The 20,459-nt window shown below is 57.9% G+C and carries 19 protein-coding genes; 6 read left to right on the top strand and 13 right to left on the bottom strand.

Translation table 11 applies throughout. From position 1 onward, the window contains the following. Positions 1-6: 6 nt before the first annotated feature. The 10 genes from AXG89_RS20195 to AXG89_RS20150 all read right to left on the bottom strand — a co-directional run bounded on the left by AXG89_RS20195 (position 7) and on the right by AXG89_RS20150 (position 9,200). Positions 7-276, bottom strand: coding sequence for a YdcH family protein (locus AXG89_RS20195; protein WP_062172066.1), 270 nt, complete (start codon positions 274-276; stop codon positions 7-9). A 157-nt stretch (positions 277-433) separates the two neighbouring features. Further along, positions 434-649, bottom strand: coding sequence for a DUF3079 domain-containing protein (locus AXG89_RS20190; RefSeq protein WP_062172065.1), 216 nt, complete (start codon positions 647-649; stop codon positions 434-436). Positions 650-1,003: 354 nt separating this feature from the next. After that, positions 1,004-2,851 (bottom strand): tetratricopeptide repeat protein, encoded by a 1,848-nt coding sequence (locus AXG89_RS20185; RefSeq protein WP_075357711.1) that lies wholly within the window; start codon positions 2,849-2,851, stop codon positions 1,004-1,006. Positions 2,852-3,302: 451 nt separating this feature from the next. After that, complete coding sequence (gltA, locus tag AXG89_RS20180) at positions 3,303-4,604, bottom strand: citrate synthase (protein ID WP_062172062.1); 1,302 nt, start codon at positions 4,602-4,604, stop codon at positions 3,303-3,305. 74 nt (positions 4,605-4,678) lie between these two features. After that, positions 4,679-4,951 carry an FAD assembly factor SdhE gene (locus AXG89_RS20175; RefSeq protein ID WP_056362818.1) on the bottom strand — a complete coding sequence of 91 codons (273 nt, stop codon included), beginning with the start codon at positions 4,949-4,951 and terminating at the stop codon, positions 4,679-4,681. 13 nt (positions 4,952-4,964) lie between these two features. Continuing rightward, the gene (locus tag AXG89_RS20170; protein ID WP_031362534.1) at positions 4,965-5,669 is read right to left on the bottom strand and encodes a succinate dehydrogenase iron-sulfur subunit; all 705 of its coding nucleotides are present in this window, start codon (positions 5,667-5,669) and stop codon (positions 4,965-4,967) included. A gap of 15 nt (positions 5,670-5,684) precedes the next feature. Next, complete coding sequence (gene sdhA / locus AXG89_RS20165) at positions 5,685-7,463, bottom strand: succinate dehydrogenase flavoprotein subunit (RefSeq protein WP_062002456.1); 1,779 nt, start codon at positions 7,461-7,463, stop codon at positions 5,685-5,687. 3 nt (positions 7,464-7,466) lie between these two features. Continuing rightward, positions 7,467-7,841: a succinate dehydrogenase, hydrophobic membrane anchor protein gene (gene sdhD / locus AXG89_RS20160; protein WP_062002455.1), complete on the bottom strand. Its 375-nt coding sequence runs from the start codon at positions 7,839-7,841 to the stop codon at positions 7,467-7,469. Between the two features lie 2 nt (positions 7,842-7,843). Next, positions 7,844-8,254, bottom strand: coding sequence for a succinate dehydrogenase, cytochrome b556 subunit (gene sdhC, locus AXG89_RS20155; RefSeq protein WP_060818444.1), 411 nt, complete (start codon positions 8,252-8,254; stop codon positions 7,844-7,846). A 157-nt stretch (positions 8,255-8,411) separates the two neighbouring features. Beyond that, complete coding sequence (locus AXG89_RS20150) at positions 8,412-9,200, bottom strand: GntR family transcriptional regulator (protein ID WP_062172060.1); 789 nt, start codon at positions 9,198-9,200, stop codon at positions 8,412-8,414. Between the two features lie 590 nt (positions 9,201-9,790). Here AXG89_RS20150 and AXG89_RS20140 point away from each other — a divergent pair. The 6 genes from AXG89_RS20140 (at position 9,791) to acnA (ending at position 18,050) form a co-directional block, all read left to right on the top strand. Further along, positions 9,791-10,777, top strand: a complete 987-nt coding sequence (locus tag AXG89_RS20140; protein ID WP_062172056.1) for a malate dehydrogenase — start codon at positions 9,791-9,793, stop codon at positions 10,775-10,777. A gap of 141 nt (positions 10,778-10,918) precedes the next feature. Continuing rightward, positions 10,919-11,920, top strand: coding sequence for an HpcH/HpaI aldolase/citrate lyase family protein (locus tag AXG89_RS20135; protein WP_062172609.1), 1,002 nt, complete (start codon positions 10,919-10,921; stop codon positions 11,918-11,920). 25 nt (positions 11,921-11,945) lie between these two features. Further along, positions 11,946-13,118, top strand: a complete 1,173-nt coding sequence (gene prpC, locus AXG89_RS20130) for a bifunctional 2-methylcitrate synthase/citrate synthase (RefSeq protein ID WP_062172054.1) — start codon at positions 11,946-11,948, stop codon at positions 13,116-13,118. A gap of 142 nt (positions 13,119-13,260) precedes the next feature. After that, entirely contained in the window at positions 13,261-13,788 is a 528-nt protein-coding gene (locus tag AXG89_RS20125) for a hypothetical protein (protein WP_062172053.1), read from the top strand. Between the two features lie 19 nt (positions 13,789-13,807). After that, positions 13,808-15,259 carry a bifunctional 2-methylcitrate dehydratase/aconitate hydratase gene (locus AXG89_RS20120; RefSeq protein WP_062172052.1) on the top strand — a complete coding sequence of 484 codons (1,452 nt, stop codon included), beginning with the start codon at positions 13,808-13,810 and terminating at the stop codon, positions 15,257-15,259. Between the two features lie 73 nt (positions 15,260-15,332). Continuing rightward, positions 15,333-18,050 (top strand): aconitate hydratase AcnA, encoded by a 2,718-nt coding sequence (gene acnA / locus AXG89_RS20115; RefSeq protein WP_062172050.1) that lies wholly within the window; start codon positions 15,333-15,335, stop codon positions 18,048-18,050. 182 nt (positions 18,051-18,232) lie between these two features. On the opposite strand, the gene AXG89_RS20110 is transcribed toward acnA, so the two are convergent. From AXG89_RS20110 to AXG89_RS20100, 3 genes are all read right to left on the bottom strand, one after another. Next, entirely contained in the window at positions 18,233-18,535 is a 303-nt protein-coding gene (locus AXG89_RS20110; protein ID WP_062172048.1) for a Txe/YoeB family addiction module toxin, read from the bottom strand. Continuing rightward, a complete protein-coding gene (locus AXG89_RS20105) occupies positions 18,489-18,869 on the bottom strand; it encodes a type II toxin-antitoxin system Phd/YefM family antitoxin (RefSeq protein WP_335671962.1) in 381 nt (126 codons plus the stop codon). The genes AXG89_RS20110 and AXG89_RS20105 overlap by 47 nt, the downstream gene beginning before the upstream one ends. Before the next feature lie 175 nt (positions 18,870-19,044). Continuing rightward, entirely contained in the window at positions 19,045-20,451 is a 1,407-nt protein-coding gene (locus AXG89_RS20100; RefSeq protein ID WP_062172044.1) for an NAD-dependent succinate-semialdehyde dehydrogenase, read from the bottom strand. Positions 20,452-20,459 lie beyond the last annotated feature (8 nt).

The following is a 20,459-nucleotide window of genomic DNA, read 5'->3' as shown; positions in this document are numbered from 1 at the left end:
TTTTCCTTATAACCAGGTGCCCCGAGTGTCCAGGTCGTTCGGGGCACTGCTTGCGCAAGCTGGCGTAGCAGCCTTTTTCAAGACGACATAGATCTTGTCCTTCAGCAGCAACTTTTCCTTCTTGAGCGTTTCGATAGAACGTCCATCCGCCGGCGACGGCCCGTTCTCCATGTTCTTGATCTGATGGTCCAGTTCGTTGTGACGCTGGAACAGCCGGGCGAAATGCGCGTCTTCGGTTTTGAGCGTGGAAATCAGGTCGCGGAATTCGGGAAACATTGGAAGCTCCTCAAACAAGATGCGGGTAATACCCGCAGGGTCAGTAAGCCTGGATATCTTGGCATTACTACACAATTCGGATGTTGATAAACATCGTGTTCGAGTGAGTTTTGGCCCGGGCGAGGCGTTTTTTCGGGAGCTGATCAAAAGCTATGTTCTATGCCGCTTCGTCGTTTCGATCGCCTTGCCCCGCCGCCATCTCATCAGCAACGCTTTGCTCCCAATCGAGCCAGCCATCACCAAGCACTTCGACCGATGCTGGGTGCAGACGTTCGTTCCCGCAATTCATCGAATCGGCGGCGCCGTAGTTAACGCATTCCCAACAATTTCGTTCGGGATGTTTCGGGCGTGTCGGGAATTTTTTGACATTCATTGGCCCCCCTCGTGGATTAAAGGACGCGGAGAGCGGTTGTCGGCTTTGCACTAGCTATCTTATTCTTCCTGTTCACACCCAGCGAATATGGGCTGCGGCAATTGGCGTCAGCCAAATAACTCGCACTGACTGGTGGTAATTCGTCAGGGCGTTTGTCGACGCATCCTGCCTCGCGCGTTGCACGACCTTGAAAACCATAGAAAGCGTGGAACAGCTTATTGCTTAACGCTTATCGATCGACTTCGCTTCACGCGGTAAACAATTGGCGCGGACGGCCAATCTTCTGTTCCGGATCAGCGATCATCTCGTTCCACTTTGCGAGTCCCGAGTGCAGGTCGCAATGATGTCGGACACCTACAGTGACTTTTTCAGCAATTCCCTTGCAGGCGCGAATCCCTGTTTGGAGGATAGTCGGAGCCACTTGAGGGCTTCTTGTTTATCAGCCGAGATACCCTCACCACGGAGGTAAAGCAATCCAAGATTAAATTGTCCGGCAGAGTCGCCCTTCTGTGCCGCAAATTGCGCCCATTTCAGCGCCTGCCCATAATCCTGCTTAACCCCATGCCCGTACATATACATCCAGCCCAACTTTGTTTGTGCTAACGCCAAGCCTTGATCAGCGGCTAATCGGGCCCAGTTTGATGCCTGCTGATAGTCTTGAGTCACACCGAGGCCCTCAATGTACATCTGCGCAATGCTCACTTGGGCCTGCGCATTTCCAGCGTCGGCTGAAAGCTTGTACCAATATAATGATTGCTGTAGATCCTGAGGAACAATCTCGCCCATTCGATAGATATCCCCTAACCGTTGTTGGGCCGATGCATTTCCAAGTTCCGCCGCCATAGAGAACCATTTGATCGCTTCGGACCCGCTTTTAGGGACTCCATCTCCACTCAAATAGATAAGGCCCAAATCGGATTGTGCCGACCCAGGTTTAAAAAATTCGGATAGAGAACCTTGCTCTGCAGCCGAGCGCATTAGGGCTACACCCCTTGGTTTGTCTTGCTCAATTCCATCATCATAGTAATAGAGCGAACCTAAGAAATATTGCGCGCCAGGATGTCCTTGGTGTGCTGATAAACGAAACCAAGCAGCGGCTTGTTGCTTGTCTTGAACAACACCGAGCCCTAACGCATATGCTCTACCAACATCGTATTGAGCATCAAGGTTCCCTTGGATAGCGGACCGGTATGCCCACTGAAATGCGATGTTCAGATCCAGCGGGACACCCGCTCCAATCGCGTACATCCGCGACAATGTGATTTGGGCATCGTCGGAACCTTGCTCAACTGCCAACTTCAGCCAGCGTAATCCCTGCTCGATATCCCGAGGCACGCCGCTGTCTTGGGTGTAGATAACGCCAAGATAGGCTTGCGCTGGTGCGTAACTTTGGTCGGCGGCCATACGGAGCCAATGCAATGCCTTCGCGGTATCATAGAAAGCACCTTCCTTCATGTAAATCTTGCCAAGATTGTACTGCGCCACCGGGTAGTTTCGGTCTGCGGCCATGCGTTGCCAGCGAAGGGCCTCTTGTATATCTTGCGAACCAACTTGTCCATCCCAATACATTTTCCCAACATTTACCTCGGCCGCGTCATATCCCTGGCTAGCGGATTTCTTAAACCATCTCAACGCCGCAGGATAATCGCGCCTTGCCAGATAATAGAAGCCCATTCTGTTCTCAGCAGCGATGTGCCTCTGTTCAGCGGCACGCCGATACCAAAAGACGGCATGTTCGGCATTGCCTAAATTCTGGTATAGCCATCCCGTCGCGAATTGCGCTTTGGCATAGCCTTGCTGCGCGGCTAATAGGTAGTATCGAAATATTTCGGCCTCAAATTCCTTGGGCATTTCGGTGGTGTAAGTCTTTTCCCAGCCGAACGCGGACTGCGCGGCCGCATAACTCTGGTCCGTGCGCAGCTGAAACCATCGGAGTGCAACACGATCATCGTCCAATGTATGTCCGGTCAGATAGAGCGACGCGAGTGCGTACTGTGCTTCCGGGAGCTCTTTCTCTGCTGCTTGCGCCATCCTGAGTTTGGCTTGCTCCATATCTTTCGGCACGCCATTGCCTGCTTCGTAGTCCAGCGCAAGTTTGTACAATGCCTTGGCATCCGATAAGTCTTCTGGCGCATTATTTCCTGAAATCGCTGTGCACGCTTGGAAAAATGCAGCGACAAGGATGATTAGATATTTTTTCAAGATCAGTAGTTCTTATGATTGTGTTGCACCTATTCACCTGGCGAAGGCAATGGGTCACTCGTTATCAAGGAAGCGAAAAGTCAACGACGTCCCGGCGACCCATGCGGCGCTTCGGTGACCGACGGACATTGACTTACTCGCACCGCAACAGGAGCTGAGAAGTGGAGTATTGATTCTGCCAATGCACTTCCTTTCCAAACGTAATTTTGGATTATTTCGCATCTCGAAACAACTTTTTACCTCAGTCTCACAGGCGCAAGATACTTACCAATGCTTCGCCTCCCAATTCGATCCATCTTTTTTGATTTTCCGGGTTCAGATACCCGGGATAGCGTTGATATCCAGCGCATAACTAAAAACGCCCCAACGGTTGACCCGTTGGGGCGTTTCTTTACTCTCGGCATTGCGTGGCTTTCAGTCGAACCACGTTACCCCGCTAGCCCAAGCTACATTACCGCTTGTCAATCGCCTTCGCTTCACGCGGTGTATCGCCGATGAACAACTGACGCGGACGGCCAATCTTCTGCTCCGGATCAGCGATCATTTCGTTCCACTGCGCGATCCAGCCCACGGTACGCGCCATTGCAAACACGCACGTAAACATAGCGGTCGGAATACCCAGCGCGCGCTGCACAATACCCGAGTAGAAATCAACATTCGGATACAGCTTGCGCGAAACAAAGTATTCGTCTTCCAGCGCAATCTTTTCCAGCGCCATTGCGAGCTTGAACAACGGGTCGTCATGCAGACCCAGTTCTTCGAGCACTTCGTGGCACGTTTCACGCATCAGCTTCGCACGCGGATCGTAGTTCTTGTACACGCGATGCCCGAAGCCCATCAGCTTCACGCCCGAGTTCTTGTCCTTGACCTGCTTGATGAACTCAGGAATGTTGTCGACCGAGCCGATCTCTTCCAGCATGTTCAACGCGGCTTCATTCGCACCGCCATGCGCCGGGCCCCACAAACAAGCAATACCGGCAGCAATACAAGCAAACGGATTCGCACCCGACGACCCGGCCAGACGCACGGTCGATGTCGATGCATTCTGCTCATGGTCAGCATGCAGGATCAAAATGCGATCCAGCGCGCGCACGAGCACGTCGTTGACCTTGTACTCTTCGCACGGGTTCGAGAACATCATGTGCATGAAGTTCGCGCTGTACGACAGGTCGTTCTTCGGATACACGAACGGCTGACCGATCGTGAACTTGTACGCCATGGCCACCAGCGTCGGCAGCTTCGCGATCATGCGAATAGCCGATACGTCGCGGTGACGCGGATCGTTGATGTTCAGCGAGTCGTGATAGAACGCCGACAATGCGCCGACGGCGGCCACGAGGACGGCCATCGGGTGTGCGTCGCGACGGAAACCGCGGAAGAAGAAGTGCATCTGCTCGTGAACCATCGTGTGCTTCGTGACAGTTTCAACGAACTCTTCTTTTTGCTCGGCGGTCGGCAGGTCGCCATGCAACAGCGCGTAGCAGGTTTCGAGAAAGTCGGCCTTGACCGCAAGTTCCTCGATCGGATATCCGCGATACAGCAACTCGCCCTTGTCACCGTCAATGTACGTGATCGCGGAATTGCACGCCGCCGTCGACATGAAGCCCGGATCGTAGGTGAACTTGCCGGTCTGGCCGTACAGCTTGCGGATGTCGATTACGTCCGGGCCCAGGGTACCCTTGTAAATCGGCATTTCGACGCTCGGCGAGTTGTCGCTGAACGATAGCGTGGCTTTAACATCTGACGGGGTCATAGCACATCCTCAATCGAAGTATGGAAACAGGTTTTCGATAATTCGCACGACAATTACACAACCGCGTGACTGGCTCAGGCTGAGCGCAGCATCTCCAGCACGCGAGTCATATCCGGCGAGGCCAGTTCGCCATCCGGTTCCTTGCGTGCCAGCAGCAAGTCCATCAGGTCGTTGTCGCTCAGTTCCAGCAGTTGCGTCAGCACGCCGACGTCCGTGTCACTGAGGTCATGCTCATATCGGCTGAAAAAACGTTCGAAGATCAGATCGTTTTCCAGCAGACCGCGCCGCGCCCGCCACCTAAGGCGTGCACGACGTAGAGGGTCGGACTGATGCCCGGAGTCATTCATGACACAGTCCCTATCAGACAGCGCGGCGCACCATCAATTCCTTGATCTTGCCGATTGCCTTCGTGGGGTTCAGTCCCTTCGGGCACACATCCACGCAATTCATGATCGTGTGGCAACGGAACAGACGGTACGGATCTTCCAGGTTGTCCAGACGTTCACCCGTCGCTTCGTCGCGGCTGTCCGCAATGAAACGATAGGCTTGCAGCAAGCCCGCCGGACCCACGAACTTGTCCGGGTTCCACCAAAAGCTCGGGCACGAGGTGGAGCAGCTGGCGCACAGAATGCACTCGTACAAGCCATCAAGCTCGTCGCGTTCTTCGGGCGTCTGCAGACGCTCCTTTTCCGGCGGCGGCGTGTCGTTGATCAGGTACGGCTTGATCGAATGATACTGGTTGAAAAACTGCGTGAAGTCGCAAATCAGGTCACGCACGACCGGCAGACCTGGCAGCGGGCGCAGCACGATCTTCTGCGGCAGGTCGTTCATATTCTGTAGGCAGGCCAAGCCGTTCTTGCCGTTGATGTTCATGGCGTCCGAACCGCACACGCCTTCACGGCACGAACGGCGGAACGACAGGGTTTCATCGACAGATTTCAGCTTCAGCAGCGCGTCCAGCAACATGCGCTCGTGCGAGTCGATTTCGATCTCGTACGTCTGCATGCGGGGCGCCGCATCCTTGTCCGGATCGTAGCGGTAGATTTCAAAAGTACGCTTTGCCATTTCGATTCCTTTGCCTTAGAAGGTCCGCGCTTTGGGCGGCACCGATTCGACCGTCAGCGGCGTCATGTGCACCGGCTTGTAGTCGAGCTTGTCGCCTTCGCTGAACCACAGCGTGTGCTTCATCCAGTTGTCGTCGTCGCGCGTTTCGAAGTTGCTGTGCGCATGCGCACCGCGGCTTTCCTTGCGCGCTTCCGCTGAAATCATGGTGGCGCGCGCCACTTCGATCAGGTTCGCGAGTTCGAGCGCTTCGACCTTCGCCGTGTTGAAGACCTTCGACTTGTCCTTCAGGTGCACATGCTTCACGCGCTCGGACAGTTCCTTGATCTTGCCCACGCCTTCTTCCAGCAGCGCGGACGTGCGGAACACACCAGCGTGTGCCTGCATGGTCGCGCGGATATCGTTCGCGATGGCCTGCGTGTATTCGCCCGACGACGAGTTTTCCAGCACGGCGAGGCGTTCAAGTGCTGCGTCGGCTGCATCGGCCGGAAGGGGCTTGTGCTCCTTCATTTCCTTCGCATGCTTGATGATGTGGTTGCCGGCCGCACGGCCGAACACCACGAGGTCGAGCAGCGAATTCGTGCCGAGACGGTTCGCGCCGTGCACCGACACACACGAGCATTCGCCGACAGCGTAGAAGCCGTTGACCGGTTCTTCGTAGCCGCCCTTGAGCGTTCCGACCACCTGGCCGTGAATGTTCGTCGGAATGCCGCCCATCTGGTAATGGATGGTCGGAACAACGGGAATCGGTTCCTTGATGCAATCGACGTTCGCGAACTTCATCGCGATCTCGCGGATCGACGGGAGACGCTTCATGATGGTCTCGGCGCCGATGTGCGAAAGGTCAAGCAACACGTGATCCTTGTTCGGACCCACGCCGCGGCCTTCCTTGATTTCCTGGTCCATTGAACGCGATACGAAGTCACGCGGCGCCAGGTCCTTCAGCGTCGGTGCGTAGCGTTCCATGAAGCGCTCGCCGTCCGAGTTACGCAGAATGCCGCCTTCGCCCCGCACGCCTTCGGTGATCAGCACGCCCGCGCCGGCCACGCCGGTCGGATGGAATTGCCAGAATTCCATGTCCTGCAAGGCGATGCCCGAACGCGCGGCCATGCCGAGTCCGTCGCCGGTATTGATGAACGCATTGGTCGATGCCGCGAAGATCCGGCCCGCGCCGCCCGTTGCGAACAACGTGGTCTTGCCTTCGAGGATGTGGACGTCGCCCGTTTCCATTTCCAGCGCGGTCACGCCGAGCACGTCGCCGTCGGCGTCGCGGATCAGGTCCAGCGCCATCCATTCAACGAAGAAGTGCGTCTTGGCCGCGACGTTCTGCTGATACAGCGTGTGCAGCAACGCGTGGCCGGTACGGTCGGCCGCGGCGCATGCGCGCTGAACCGGCTTCTCGCCGTAGTTGGCCGTGTGGCCGCCGAACGGACGCTGGTAGATCGTGCCGTCGGCGTTGCGGTCGAACGGCATGCCCATGTGTTCAAGTTCGTAGACAGCACCGGGGGCTTCGCGGCACATGAATTCGATCGCATCCTGGTCGCCGAGCCAGTCGGAGCCCTTGATGGTGTCGTAGAAGTGGTAATGCCAGTTGTCTTCGCTCATGTTGCCGAGCGACGCGCCAATCCCGCCTTGCGCGGCCACGGTATGCGAACGCGTGGGGAATACCTTGGACAGCACCGCGACCGACAAACCCGCACGAGCGAGTTGCAGCGAAGCGCGCATGCCGGAACCACCTGCACCCACGATCACGACGTCGAAACGGCGACGCGGCAGGGACGTTTTAATTGCAGCCATTCTTTACACTCTCCAGAGAATCTGTGCCGCGTAGCCGATACAACCGACCAGCCAGAGGATCGTCGCCACTTGCAGGAGCAGACGCAAGCCGACCGGCTTCACGTAGTCCATCCAGATGTCCCGAATGCCGACCCACGCGTGATAGAAGAGCGAGAGCAGGGCTACGAAGGTTGCAAGCTTCATCCATTGCATGGCGAAGATCGACGCCCAGCCGTCATACGAAAAATCGCGTGCACCGAAAAACCAGAACAGCAGCACCAGCGTGTACAAAGCCATGACAACGGCGGTAATGCGCTGCGCGAGCCAGTCACGCAGACCATAATGCGCGCCCACTACAAGGCGCTTGGGACCGATTCGGTTGTTGTTATTCGCGGCCATTGTCAGAAGGCTCCGAAGAGTTTAAGCGCAACGACGATTGTCAGCAGGGTCGACACCGTCAGTACCACGATGGACGTCTGCTTGCCGCCTTCCTTGCTTACTGCACGGTGCGTATCGAGAAGGAGAAAACGGATGCCGGCGCAGAAGTGGAACAGGAAGGACCACGACAGCACGAGCACGACGAGCTTGACGAGAGGATTGGCGAGAAAGCCCTTGAATGCATCGAAACTGATTTCCGATGTCAGGCTTTGGTCCAGCAGATAAAGCAGAAACGGTAGCGCTACGAATAGAAGCAGACCACTGATGCGGTGCAGAATCGAAACCTTCCCCGCTAGCGGCAAGCGGTAGGTTGCGAGCTGAGCAAGTCCGATATTCCGGTACTCAGGCCTTGGTTTTTTTACAGCTTCAGCCATGCTAGACCCCAACTTTGTTATCACACTAGTCCGCGATTTTAGCGCCTTTTCATATCGCGCTGCAGCGAAATGCCTCACAAGAAGCTATTGCTAATCGCGTGAGAAAGGCTTTTATGTCGACCCTCGAGGTTCGTCATCAAGCCGTCCACGTTCTGTTTCAACTCAAATCGTTTTGATAGTAATAGCCGTTCGTGACATACCAGCCGCGCCGGACTTCTACTGGCCGGTCGCCGTAGGTATAGGACACACGCTCGACGGATAAAAGCGGTGACCCCTCGCTTACTCCCAGCAATTCTCCGACCGCGACGTCAGCGCCGACCGCTCTTATTTTTTCCGATGCCCGGATCATGCGCGTACCGAACTCGGTTTCAAACATGGCGTAAAGCGGGCCTTTGTAGTCTGCGAGCCGCTCCGCCGTCAGGCCGCGGAATACCGCGCCAGGCAGCCAGATTTCATCGAATACGGTGGTTTCGCCGTCGAATTGCAGCAGACGCTTGATGCATACGACCGGGTCGGAGGGCTTCAAGTCGAGCTGGCGGGCAATTTCAGCGGGTGCGCGCACGCGGCGGCACTCCAGCAAACGGCTGACGTGGGGGTGGACATCGCCGTCTTCAGGCAGCAACCGTAGAAAGCGGAACTGTAAGCGATCTTCGTTGTGCGTCGCAACAAATGTGCCTTTCCCCTGCCGCCTTACAAGAAGATTGTCGGCTGCGAGTTCATCGATGGCCTTGCGCACCGTGCCCTGACTCACCTTGTAACGGGCGGCAAGCTCGACTTCGCTGGGGATGATTTCGCCGGGCTTCCATTCGCCCGATTCCAGCCCTTGCGTGATGAGGGCCTTGATTTGCTGGTACAGCGGGCTGAACGTCGGCGACGAAGCGGGCGCGGCGTCAGTCGCACCGGGCGTGCCGGAAGGGTTCGTCGTGCTCGCTGGATTCGAATTCATCCGCGCATTTCATCATAAAGGCCCGAGGCGCGTCCAGCGGTTTCCCGGTCATTCCTATGTCTTATATAAGACATATGATATGGTTGACTTTGCATCATTCGAATTCTACACTCCTTGGCGAGCAAGGGTTTGCGGGGTGGCGCACGCGTTATCCGGTGCATCCGGCCTGTTGGCCAGCAAGGCGCGTTTCGCATGGACTTCTCATGATCCGCACCGGGTTCGCGCCAATATGCCTCTCGCTCATCGCTTCAAGCCGAACGGCTTTCGTGTTCGCTTGGCCGCTGCCAGTGCCCCGCTCTTGCAACGCCCGCGCCCGACGGAAAACGCGACGCCCGGAGCGTTGGGTGGCGCCGAAGAAGCTTGACTCCGCGCAAACTCCCGCTTGCAAGACCCGATTTCTAGCATGTGGAGCGGGCTGCGATTGCCGGCATGCTACGGACGGTCAGTGACAATCCCGCCTCAGGCGCGTTGCCATTGGCTTTTCAGGGCTGCCCGCGCAGTTCGGATCACTTGCTTCATCAACGCTTCGCGTAACGCGCCTAAAATGGCGTTTTCCCCTAGCGTTTCACGCACCGTTCAGGAGTGTCTCAATGGCTAAGTCCGCAAAGCGCGTTGCCGTCACCGGCGCCGCAGGTCAAATCGGTTACTCGCTGCTGTTCCGCATCGCCAATGGCGATCTGCTTGGCAAGGACCAGCCGGTCATCCTTCAGTTGCTCGACCTGCCGCAGGCGCAAGGCGCCGTCAAGGGCGTAGTCATGGAACTGGAAGACTGCGCATTCCCGCTGCTGGCCGGCGTGGTCGTCACGGACGACCCGAAGATCGCGTTCAAGGACGCAGACGTCGCGTTGCTGGTCGGCGCACGTCCCCGTTCGAAGGGCATGGAGCGTAAAGACCTGCTGTCCGCCAATGCAGAAATCTTCACGGTGCAAGGCAAGGCGCTCAACGACGTGGCAAGCCGCGACGTGAAGGTGCTGGTTGTCGGCAACCCGGCGAACACGAACGCGTACATCGCCATGAAATCGGCGCCGGACCTGCCGAAGAAGAATTTCACGGCAATGCTGCGCCTGGACCACAACCGTGCGCTGTCGCAACTGGCATCGAAGTCGGGCAAGCCGGTCGCTGCCATCGAAAAGCTGGCCGTGTGGGGCAATCACTCGCCGACCATGTATCCGGATTTCCGCTTCGCCACGGTCGAAGGCGAGTCGCTGACCAAGCTGATCAACGACGACGAATGGAACCGCAACACCTTCATCCCGACGGTCGGCAAGCGCGGCGCCGCGATCATCGAAGCGCGTGGACTGTCGTCGGCGGCATCGGCTGCCAATGCGGCAATCGACCACGTGCGTGACTGGGTGCTCGGCACGAACGGCAAGTGGGTCACCATGGGCATTCCGTCGGACGGTTCGTACGAAATCCCGGAAGACATCATCTATGGTGTGCCGGTGACGTGCGAAAACGGCGAATACAAGCGTGTCGAAGGCCTGGAAATCGATGCGTTCTCGCGCGAGAAGATGACTGGCACGCTGAACGAATTGCTTGAAGAGCGCGACGGTGTTGCGCATCTGCTGGGCAAGTAAGCAGGCTGATGTAGTTACGCGAGCGCCGTTGTACGCGGGCGCTCGCGGCTGATTCGAGTGCGTTTGGGCAAGCTCTGCACACAACCGAACGTATTCGAATCCGCAGTTCCCACCCTCTCTAAAGCAAACCCGACGCCGACGATGCGCGCTCTCACCCCCGCCGAAGTGCTGTTTGAAGGTGATGTGCCCCCTGCTGTGATGCCCCCGTGCGATCACTATGCTGGAAGTGAGAAGCTGATCCGGAAATCGCTCGCATTGCAGGCGCAACTCGGCCCGGTGTTCGATATCACGCTGGATTGCGAAGACGGTGCCCAGGTCGGCCAGGAAGCAACGCACGCGGAGCTGGTGGCATCGTTTCTGGGCAGCGAAGATGATCGCTTCGGCCGCGTCGGCGTACGGATACACGACTTCGAAAATCGCGCGTGGCGTGACGATGTCCGCATCATCCTGCGCGCCGCCAAAAAGGCGCCTGCCTACATCACGCTTCCGAAGATCCGCAGCGTGTTCGATGCCGCGGAGATGGTCGCGTTTATCGAAGCATCGCGGTGTGAGTTCGGAATTCAGCACGCCATCCCGTGCCAATTGCTGATCGAAACCCATGGCGCGCTGGCCGAGGTGTTCGACCTCGCTGCCCTGCCGGGCGTGGAAGCGCTGAGTTTTGGATTGATGGATTTTGTGTCGGCGCATAACGGCGCAATTCCCGATACCGCCATGCGCTCTCCCGGCCAGTTCGATCACCCGCTCGTGCGGCGCGCGAAGCTCGAGATCGCGGCGGCTTGCCACGCGCACGGGAAAGTGGCGTCGCATAACGTCTGCACCGAAGTGCGCGACATGAGCGTGGTCGCAAACGATGCCCGGCGCGCCCGCAACGAGTTCGGCTACACGCGCATGTGGAGCATTCACCCGGACCAGATCAAGCCGATCGTCGATGCCTTCCTGCCGCGCAGCGATGAAATCTCTACAGCGACGGAGATCCTGCTCGCCGCGCAGACCGCGCAGTGGGGCCCGACTCGGTATCAGGACACGCTGCACGATCGCGCGAGTTACCGGTATTACTGGTCAGTGCTGCGGCGCGCGAAAGCGTCGGCGCAGGAAATTCCCGAAAGCGCGGAGACGCTTTTTTCACAGGACGAAGTAGCTTGACCTACCTATCAGGAGACTGGGTCGAATGAGCGATACCTTGACGAAAGAAGCACCCGCCGCCAGCGGGTTCAAGCCCAAGAAATCTGTCGCGCTTTCGGGCGTGACGGCGGGCAATACCGCGCTCTGTACCGTCGGCAAGACGGGCAACGATCTGCATTATCGTGGCTATGACATTCTGGATATTGCAGGAACCTCGGAGTTCGAGGAAATCGCGTATCTGCTCGTGCATGGCAAATTGCCGAACGCCGCTGAACTCAAGGCGTACAAGACGAAGCTCAAGGCGCTGCGTGGTCTGCCCGCGAACCTGAAGGCCGCGCTGGAATGGATTCCCGCTTCCGCTCATCCCATGGACGTCATGCGTACCGGCGTCTCCGTGCTCGGCACCTTGTTGCCCGAGAAGGACGATCACAACGTCGCGGGCGCGAAGGATATCGCCGACCGCCTGATGGCATCGCTGGGATCGATTCTGCTGTACTGGTATCACTATTCGCATAACGGCCGGCGCATCGAGACCGAGACCGATGACGATTCCATCGGCGGGCATTTCCTGCATTTGCTGCATGGCGTCGAGCCATCGAAATCATGGGTCGATGCGATGCATGCATCGCTCATTCTGTACGCCGAGCACGAATTCAACGCATCGACGTTCACCTGCCGCGTGATCGCGGGCACGGGATCGGACATGTATTCGGCGATAACCGGCGGTATCGGCGCGTTGCGTGGCCCGAAGCATGGCGGCGCAAATGAAGTCGCGTTCGAGATCCAGAGCCGCTATCAGACGCCCGACGAAGCGGAAGCGGACATTCGTCGCCGCGTGGAAGCGAAGGAAGTCGTGATCGGCTTCGGTCATCCGGTGTACACGATCTCCGATCCGCGCAACAAGGTGATCAAGGACATTTCGAAGAAGCTGTCGAAGGAAGCCGGCGACACGAAAATGTACGACATCGCCGAGCGCCTCGAAACGACGATGTGGGACGCAAAGAAGATGTTCCCGAACCTGGACTGGTTCAGCGCGGTGTCGTATCACGCGATGGGCGTGCCCACCGCCATGTTCACGCCGCTGTTCGTGATCGCGCGCACGTCGGGCTGGAGCGCGCACATCATCGAACAACGTATCGACAACAAGATCATTCGCCCGAGCGCAAATTACACGGGACCCGAAAATCTGAAGTTCCAATCACTAAATAAGCGAAAATAGCGCGCTGCGTGTGCCGGATGGTCCAACCGGCGTGCGTGCTTTCGCAAAACGGGCCAATGCGGCGCACCATTTCACATCGAAATATCTTGCCGATAAAGACCCGGGTTGAACATTTAAACGAAATCTAGAAAGGCTGTCATTGATGAACAAACTCCTGATCGCTGCCGTTGTCGGCGCCCTGTCCATGTCGGGCATGCTTGCCACCACGAGCGCGCTGGCCGCGGATGCATCCACCGCACCCGCAAAAACCACGGCTAAGAAAGCAGTAGCCAAACGCCCGGCGCCGGCACGCCGCCTGATCAAGCGTAAACCCGCAACCGAAGCCAAATTGGCATCAAAGGTTGACCCGGTTCCGGATGGTTCGACCAAATGGTCGTGTAACGAAGGCCTGGCTTTCTACCTGAAAGGCGACATGAAACGCGACCAGATCGTCACCGTGAACTGGGCGAAAAAGGATTACCAACTGCCGCGTCAAGCCACGACCACGGGCGCTGACCGTTTTCATGATTCCGCCACCGGCCTCGACCTGGTCGTGATCCCGACCAAGGCCATGCTGTTCTCCGACAAGGACGAAGCGCGCCTCGCCGACGAATGCAAGACGGCTGAAATGGCGGCAACCGGCGCTCCGGCGCCTACGCAAGCAAACGAGCTGATCAAGAACGTCAAGTAAGTTTTCACAGGGATTTTCGATGTCCGCACCGATTTCAAACGTCCGGCCCGAGCCGGATCGCGTACTGGTCGACATAGTCGACTACGTTCTCAACTACAAGATCGACAGCGAAATTGCGCTCGACACCGCGCGCAATTGCCTGATCGATACCCTCGGTTGCGGACTCGAAGCCCTCACCTATCCCGCTTGCACCAAGCTGATGGGACCCATCGTGCCTGGCACGATCGTCCCCAACGGCGCCAAGGTGCCGGGTACATCGTTCCAGCTCGACCCGGTTCAGGCCGCGTTCAACATTGGCGCGATGATCCGCTGGCTCGACTTCAACGACACATGGCTTGCCGCAGAATGGGGTCATCCGTCGGATAACCTCGGCGGCATTCTCGCCACAGCCGACTGGCTCTCGCGCAACGCTGTCGCCACCGGCAAAAAGCCGCTGACGATGAAAGACGTCCTGATCGGCATGATCAAGGCGCACGAAATTCAAGGTTGTATCGCGCTGGAAAACTCATTCAACAAGGTCGGGCTCGACCACGTGTTGCTGGTCAAGCTGGCATCGACGGCGGTGGTCGGACAGTTGATCGGCTTGACGCGCGATGAGCTGATCAACGCAGTCTCATTGGCTTTCGTCGATGGCCATTCGCTGCGCACCTATCGTCACGCGCCGAATACCGGTTCGCGCAAATCATGGGCCGCCGGCGATGCGACCTCCCGCGCCGTGCGTCTCGCGTTGATCGCGAAGACGGGCGAGATGGGTTATCCGTCGGTTCTGACCGCCAAGACGTGGGGCTTTTACGATGTCCTGTTCAAGGGCAACGAATTCAAGTTCCAGCGTCCATACGGTTCTTACGTGATGGAGAACGTGCTCTTCAAGATCTCGTTCCCGGCCGAATTCCACTCGCAGACCGCGGTGGAAGCGGCAATGACGTTAAACACGAAACTCGCTGAAGCCGGCAAAAAAGTTGAAGACATCAGGAAGATCACGATCCGCACGCATGAAGCGGCGATTCGGATCATCGATAAAAAAGGTCCGCTCGATAACCCCGCCGACCGCGATCACTGCATCCAGTACATGGTGGCCGTGCCGCTGATCTACGGCCGGTTGACGGCATCGGATTACGAAGATTCGATTGCAAAGGATCCGCGTATCGATACCTTGCGCGCGAAGATCGAATGCGTGGAAGACCCGCAATTCACGAAGGATTATTTCGATCCCGAGAAGCGTTCGATCGCCAACGCGCTGACCGTCGAATTCAGTGACGGCAGCACCTTCGACGAGCTGGTCGTCGAATACCCGATCGGACACAAGCGCCGCCGCGAAGACGGCATTCCTCTCCTGGTCGAGAAGTTCAGGACCAACCTCGCACGGCGTTTTCCGGCGAAGCAGCAAGAGGCGATCATTGCGGCATCGCTGGACCAGGCAACGCTTGAGGCAATGCCGGTCAATGAATATGTTGATCTGTACGTGATTTAGTCAGCATCCGTGACACGTTCTTTAGATTGAAAGTACTGAAGGTGTTTCCTCGTTTAAACCCAGGAAAAAAAACATGGCCCACAATCTCCATAAAACGCTCAAGGAATTCGACAGTGGTTCCGGCAAAGGCAAGTACTACTCGTTGCCTGCGCTCGGCAAGGCGCTGAACATCAAGATCGAACGTCTGCCGGTATCGATTCGCATTGTGCTGGAATCGGTCCTGCGCAATTACGACGGCAAGAAGATCGGCGAAGAGCACATCAAGCAACTGGCGAACTGGAAGCCGGTCGCGGATCGTACCGATGAAATCCCGTTCGTGGTCTCGCGCGTCGTGCTGCAGGACTTTACCGGCGTGCCGCTGCTCGCCGATATCGCTGCAATGCGTGGCGTGGCGCAACGTGCAGGCAAGGACCCGAAGGCTATCGAGCCGCTCGTGCCGGTCGATCTGGTGGTCGATCACTCGGTGCAGATCGATTACTTCCGTCAGAAAGACGCGCTCGACCTGAACATGAAACTGGAATTCCAGCGCAATAACGAGCGCTATCAGTTCATGAAGTGGGGCATGCAAGCCTTCGATACGTTCAAGGTCGTGCCCCCGGGCGTCGGCATTGTTCACCAGGTGAACCTGGAATATCTCGCTCGCGGCGTGCACAAGAAGACGCTGGAAGGCGACACCGTGTATTACCCGGATACGCTCGTCGGCACGGACAGCCACACGACCATGATCAATGGTATTGGCGTGGTGGGCTGGGGCGTGGGCGGTATTGAAGCTGAAGCCGGCATGCTCGGTCAGCCGGTGTACTTCCTGACGCCGGACGTGGTGGGCGTCGAGCTGAAAGGCAAGATTCGCGAAGGCGTGACGGCAACCGACCTCGTGCTGACCGTCACGGAAATGCTGCGTAAAGAGAAGGTCGTCGGCAAGTTCGTCGAGTTCTTTGGCGAAGGCACGGCGTCGCTGTCGCTGCCGGACCGCGCGACCATCGGCAACATGGCCCCGGAATACGGCGCGACCATGGGCTTTTTCCCCGTCGATGAAAAGACCATCGACTACTTCAAGGGAACGGGCCGCACCGACGCTGAAATCTCTGCGTTCGAATCGTATTTCAAGGCGCAGAACCTGTTCGGCGTGCCCAAGGCCGGCGAGATCGACTACACGAAGACGCTGACGCTCGACCTCGGCACGGTTGCGCCGTCGCTGGCGGGTCCGAAGCGTCCGCAGGACCGCATCGAAATCACGAACGTGAAGTCGAACTTCACCGAGCTGTTCTCGAAGGCTGTGAGCGACAACGGTTTCGGCAAGAAAGCTGCGGACCTGAACACGCAATACACGACGACGAACAACGTCAACGTGAAAAACGGCGACATCCTGATTGCCGCGATCACGTCATGCACGAACACGTCGAACCCGAGCGTTTTGCTGGCTGCCGGTTTGCTCGCGAAGAAGGCTGTCGAAGCCGGTTTGACCGTCGCACCGCACATCAAGACGTCGCTGGCTCCGGGATCGCGGATCGTCACGGAATACCTGACGAAGACGAATTTGTTGACGTATCTCGACCAGCTCGGTTTTACGCTGGCCGCCTACGGCTGCACGACGTGTATCGGTAACGCGGGCGACCTGACGCCGGAACTGAACGACGCCATCACGAAGAACGACATCGTGGCCGCCGCTGTGCTGTCCGGCAACCGCAACTTCGAAGCACGTATTCACCCGAACATCCGCGCGAACTTCCTGGCATCGCCGCCGCTGGTCGTGGCTTACGCCATCGCCGGCAACATGACGGTCGACCTGATGACGGAACCGGTCGGCAAGGGCAAGAACGGCAAGGACATTTTCCTCGGCGACATCTGGCCGACGAGCGAAGAAGTCAATGCGCTGCTGAAGTACGCGCTCGACGCCGATGCTTTCCGCAAGAACTATGCGGAACTCACGAAGACCGGCGACCTGTGGAGCAAGATCGAGGGCGAAGCGGGTCAGGTTTATGACTGGCCGAAGTCGACGTACATTGCTGAGCCGCCGTTCTTCGGCAAGGACTTCTCGATGACCCCGGCCGACAGCATTCCGGCCGTCAAGGGCGCGCGTCCGCTGGGCATCTTCGGTGACTCGGTCACGACCGACCACATCAGCCCGGCTGGTTCGATCAAGGAAAGCTCGCCCGCAGGCGTGTGGCTGAAGGCGAACGGCGTGCAGAAGGCCGACTTCAACAGCTACGGCTCGCGCCGCGGCAACCACGACGTCATGATGCGCGGCACCTTTGCCAACGTGCGGATCAAGAACCTGATGATCCCGCTGAAGGCCGACGGTTCGCGCGTGGAAGGTGGACTGACGATATTCCAGCCGAGCGGCGAAGAACTGTCGATCTATGACGCAGCGATGAAGTACATCGAAGCAGGCACGCCGACTATCGTGTTCGCGGGTGAAGAGTACGGCACGGGCTCGTCGCGTGACTGGGCTGCGAAGGGCACGCAATTGCTCGGCGTGAAGCTGGTCGTGGCGCGCAGCTTCGAGCGGATTCATCGTTCGAACCTGGTTGGCATGGGCGTGTTGCCGCTGCAATTCAAGGGCTCGGACAGCGTCCAGTCGCTGAACATCACCGGCGAAGAAACGTTCGACCTGGAAGGCCTCTCGTCCGATATCAAGCCGCAACAGGAAGTGACGCTCGTGATCCATCGCAAGGATGGCAGCGAGCAGCGCGTGACGGTGCTGCTGCGTATCGATACGCCGATTGAAGTCGATTACTACAAGCACGGCGGGATTTTGCCGTTCGTGTTGCGGTCATTATTGGCTGCCTGAGGTTTCAGGCGGTAGCTTTTTGCAGGTGACCGCGCCCTTAGAGATCGGGGCGCGGGAACATTGGACCCGGCTTTGGCCGGGTTTTTTTTCGAGCGCGAAGTGTCCACCAAACGAAAAACCGGGACAACCAACAAAAAAGCACCGCTAACGGTGCTTTAGAAATTGCGTCTGCTGACACGCCGCTAGTAGTGATGGCGGCAGGCCATTATGTAGATTACATCTTCCTGAATGATATAAACCAAGCGATCTTCCTTTGTAATACGTCGAGACCAGAATCCGGACAAATCACCCCTGAGAGGCTCCGGCTTGCCTGTTCCCCGGAAAGGGTCCCGAGAGATTTCCTCGATCAAACCATTGATTTCGGCGAGAATCCGCCTGTCATGCTCCTGCCAGTGAAGATAGTCCTCCCACGCGTGCTTGCTCCATCCAACCTTGCACTTATTTACCGCCGCGGCCTTGTTTTTGGCCTTTTTCTGCTGCGTCATCTTTCAGTAAGTCCTTGATCAAGGTCTTACCAGCTTTAAATTCGGCGATGGATTCCCGCAGCCGCTCCGCGTTCTTTGGCGAACCCAACAGATGCAGTGTTTCCTGCATGCTGTTGTAGTCATCCAGCGAAATCATAACGACGTGCTCACCGCGCTGCCTTGTAATGACAGTCGGTTCATGATCTTTGCAGACCTCGTCCAGCGCCTGCTTGAAGCTGGCGCGGGCCTCGCTAAAAGTCAGGATATTCATAAAGTTTGCCTTGTCTGCCCCTCGATGTTGTTTTTTTAACTGCACCAGTTTGTTGAGTCCAGCCGCCCTGCGATTGTTATCCAACAACTCCGACGTGGAAAACCATCGCACACCCGTCATTGTACGACATTTTGTACAATGATTAAAGTGAAGAACCTGGAAAAATTTTCGATTCGCAACTGAAGTCCGACGCGTAAAAAAACGCGACGCAGCCAGGAGCTGCGTCGCGTTTTCACGTAAAAACTACCTGCTCTTCGACTTACCGCGCCTCGCTCACAAACTTCGTGACCAGATACGCTTCCATCGCTTCGCTGCCGCCTTCCGAGCCGTAGCCCGATTCCTTCACGCCGCCAAACGGCGTTTCCGGAATACCCAGCCCGTGGTGATTGATCGACACCATGCCGCTTTCGATATCCTCACCCACCGACGCCGATGTCGCGCTCGAACGCGTATAAGCGTAAGCCGCGAGACCAAACGGCAGGCGATTGGCTTCCGTGATGGCTTCGTCGTAGGACTTGAACGTGGAGATCGGCGCGATCGGGCCAAACGGCTCTTCCGTCATGATACGAGCCGAGAGCGGCACATTGGCCAGCACTGTCGGTGCAAAGAAGAACCCTTCACGTCCGATGCGCTCACCGCCTGTCAGCACCTTGGCGCCGTGCTCGACGGCATCGGCGACAAGGCGTTCCATCGCCTGCAGGCGGCGGCCGTTGGCTAGTGCGCCCATCTGCACGCCCTCTTCCAACCCATTGCCGACCTTCAGCTTTTTGGTAGCCGCGACGAAATGCTCGGTGAATTCCTCATAAGCCGACTCTTCGACGATAAACCGCGTCGGCGAAATGCAGACCTGGCCGGCATTGCGGAACTTGGCGCCAGCCAGCAGCTTGGCGGCGCGCGGGATGTCGGCATCGGCGAAAACCAGTGCCGGCGCGTGGCCACCCAGTTCCATCGTGGCGCGCTTCATGTGCTCGCCGGCCATTGCCGCCAGTAACTTGCCCACCGGCGTCGAGCCCGTGAACGAGATCTTGCGGATCAGCGGATGCGCGATCAGGAACTTGGAGACATCGGCGGGAACGCCAAACACGAGGTTCAGCACGCCGGCGGGCAATCCTGCATCCACGTAAGCCTGAACCAGCGCCGCGCAGCTTGCCGGCGTTTCTTCCGGTCCCTTTAGCACGACCGAGCATCCTGCAGCCAGCGCGGCCGATACCTTGCGCACCGCCTGGTTGATCGGGAAATTCCACGGCGTAAACGCGGCGACCGGGCCGACCGGCTCACGCGTGACGATCTGGCGCACATTTTCCGCGCGGGCCGGGATCACGCGGCCGTACGTACGGCGCGCTTCCTCGGCGAACCAGTCGATGGTATCCGCTGCGCCCAGCACCTCGATGCGCGCTTCGACCAGCGGCTTGCCCTGTTCCATGGTCATGATGGCGGCAACTTCTTCCGCGCGATCACGCAGATTTTGTGCGGCACGGCGCATCAGCTTGCTGCGTTCGAACGCCGATACCTTGCGCCACGCCTTGAAGCCGCGGCCCGCGGCCTCGGCGGCTTCCGCGAGCTGCTGCTCGCCGGCCAGCGCCAGGCAGCCGATTTCCCCTTCCGTTGCCGGATTGACGACAGCCGTGTCGCGAGCGCCTGCGCGCCATGCGCCATCGATATACAACTGTGAGG

Origin of the sequence: Burkholderia sp. PAMC 26561 (assembly GCF_001557535.2) — a bacterium.
Lineage (GTDB): Bacteria > Pseudomonadota > Gammaproteobacteria > Burkholderiales > Burkholderiaceae > Caballeronia.
Note: the sequence above shows the minus strand (reverse complement) of the source record. Positions and strands in the feature narration are given on the sequence as shown.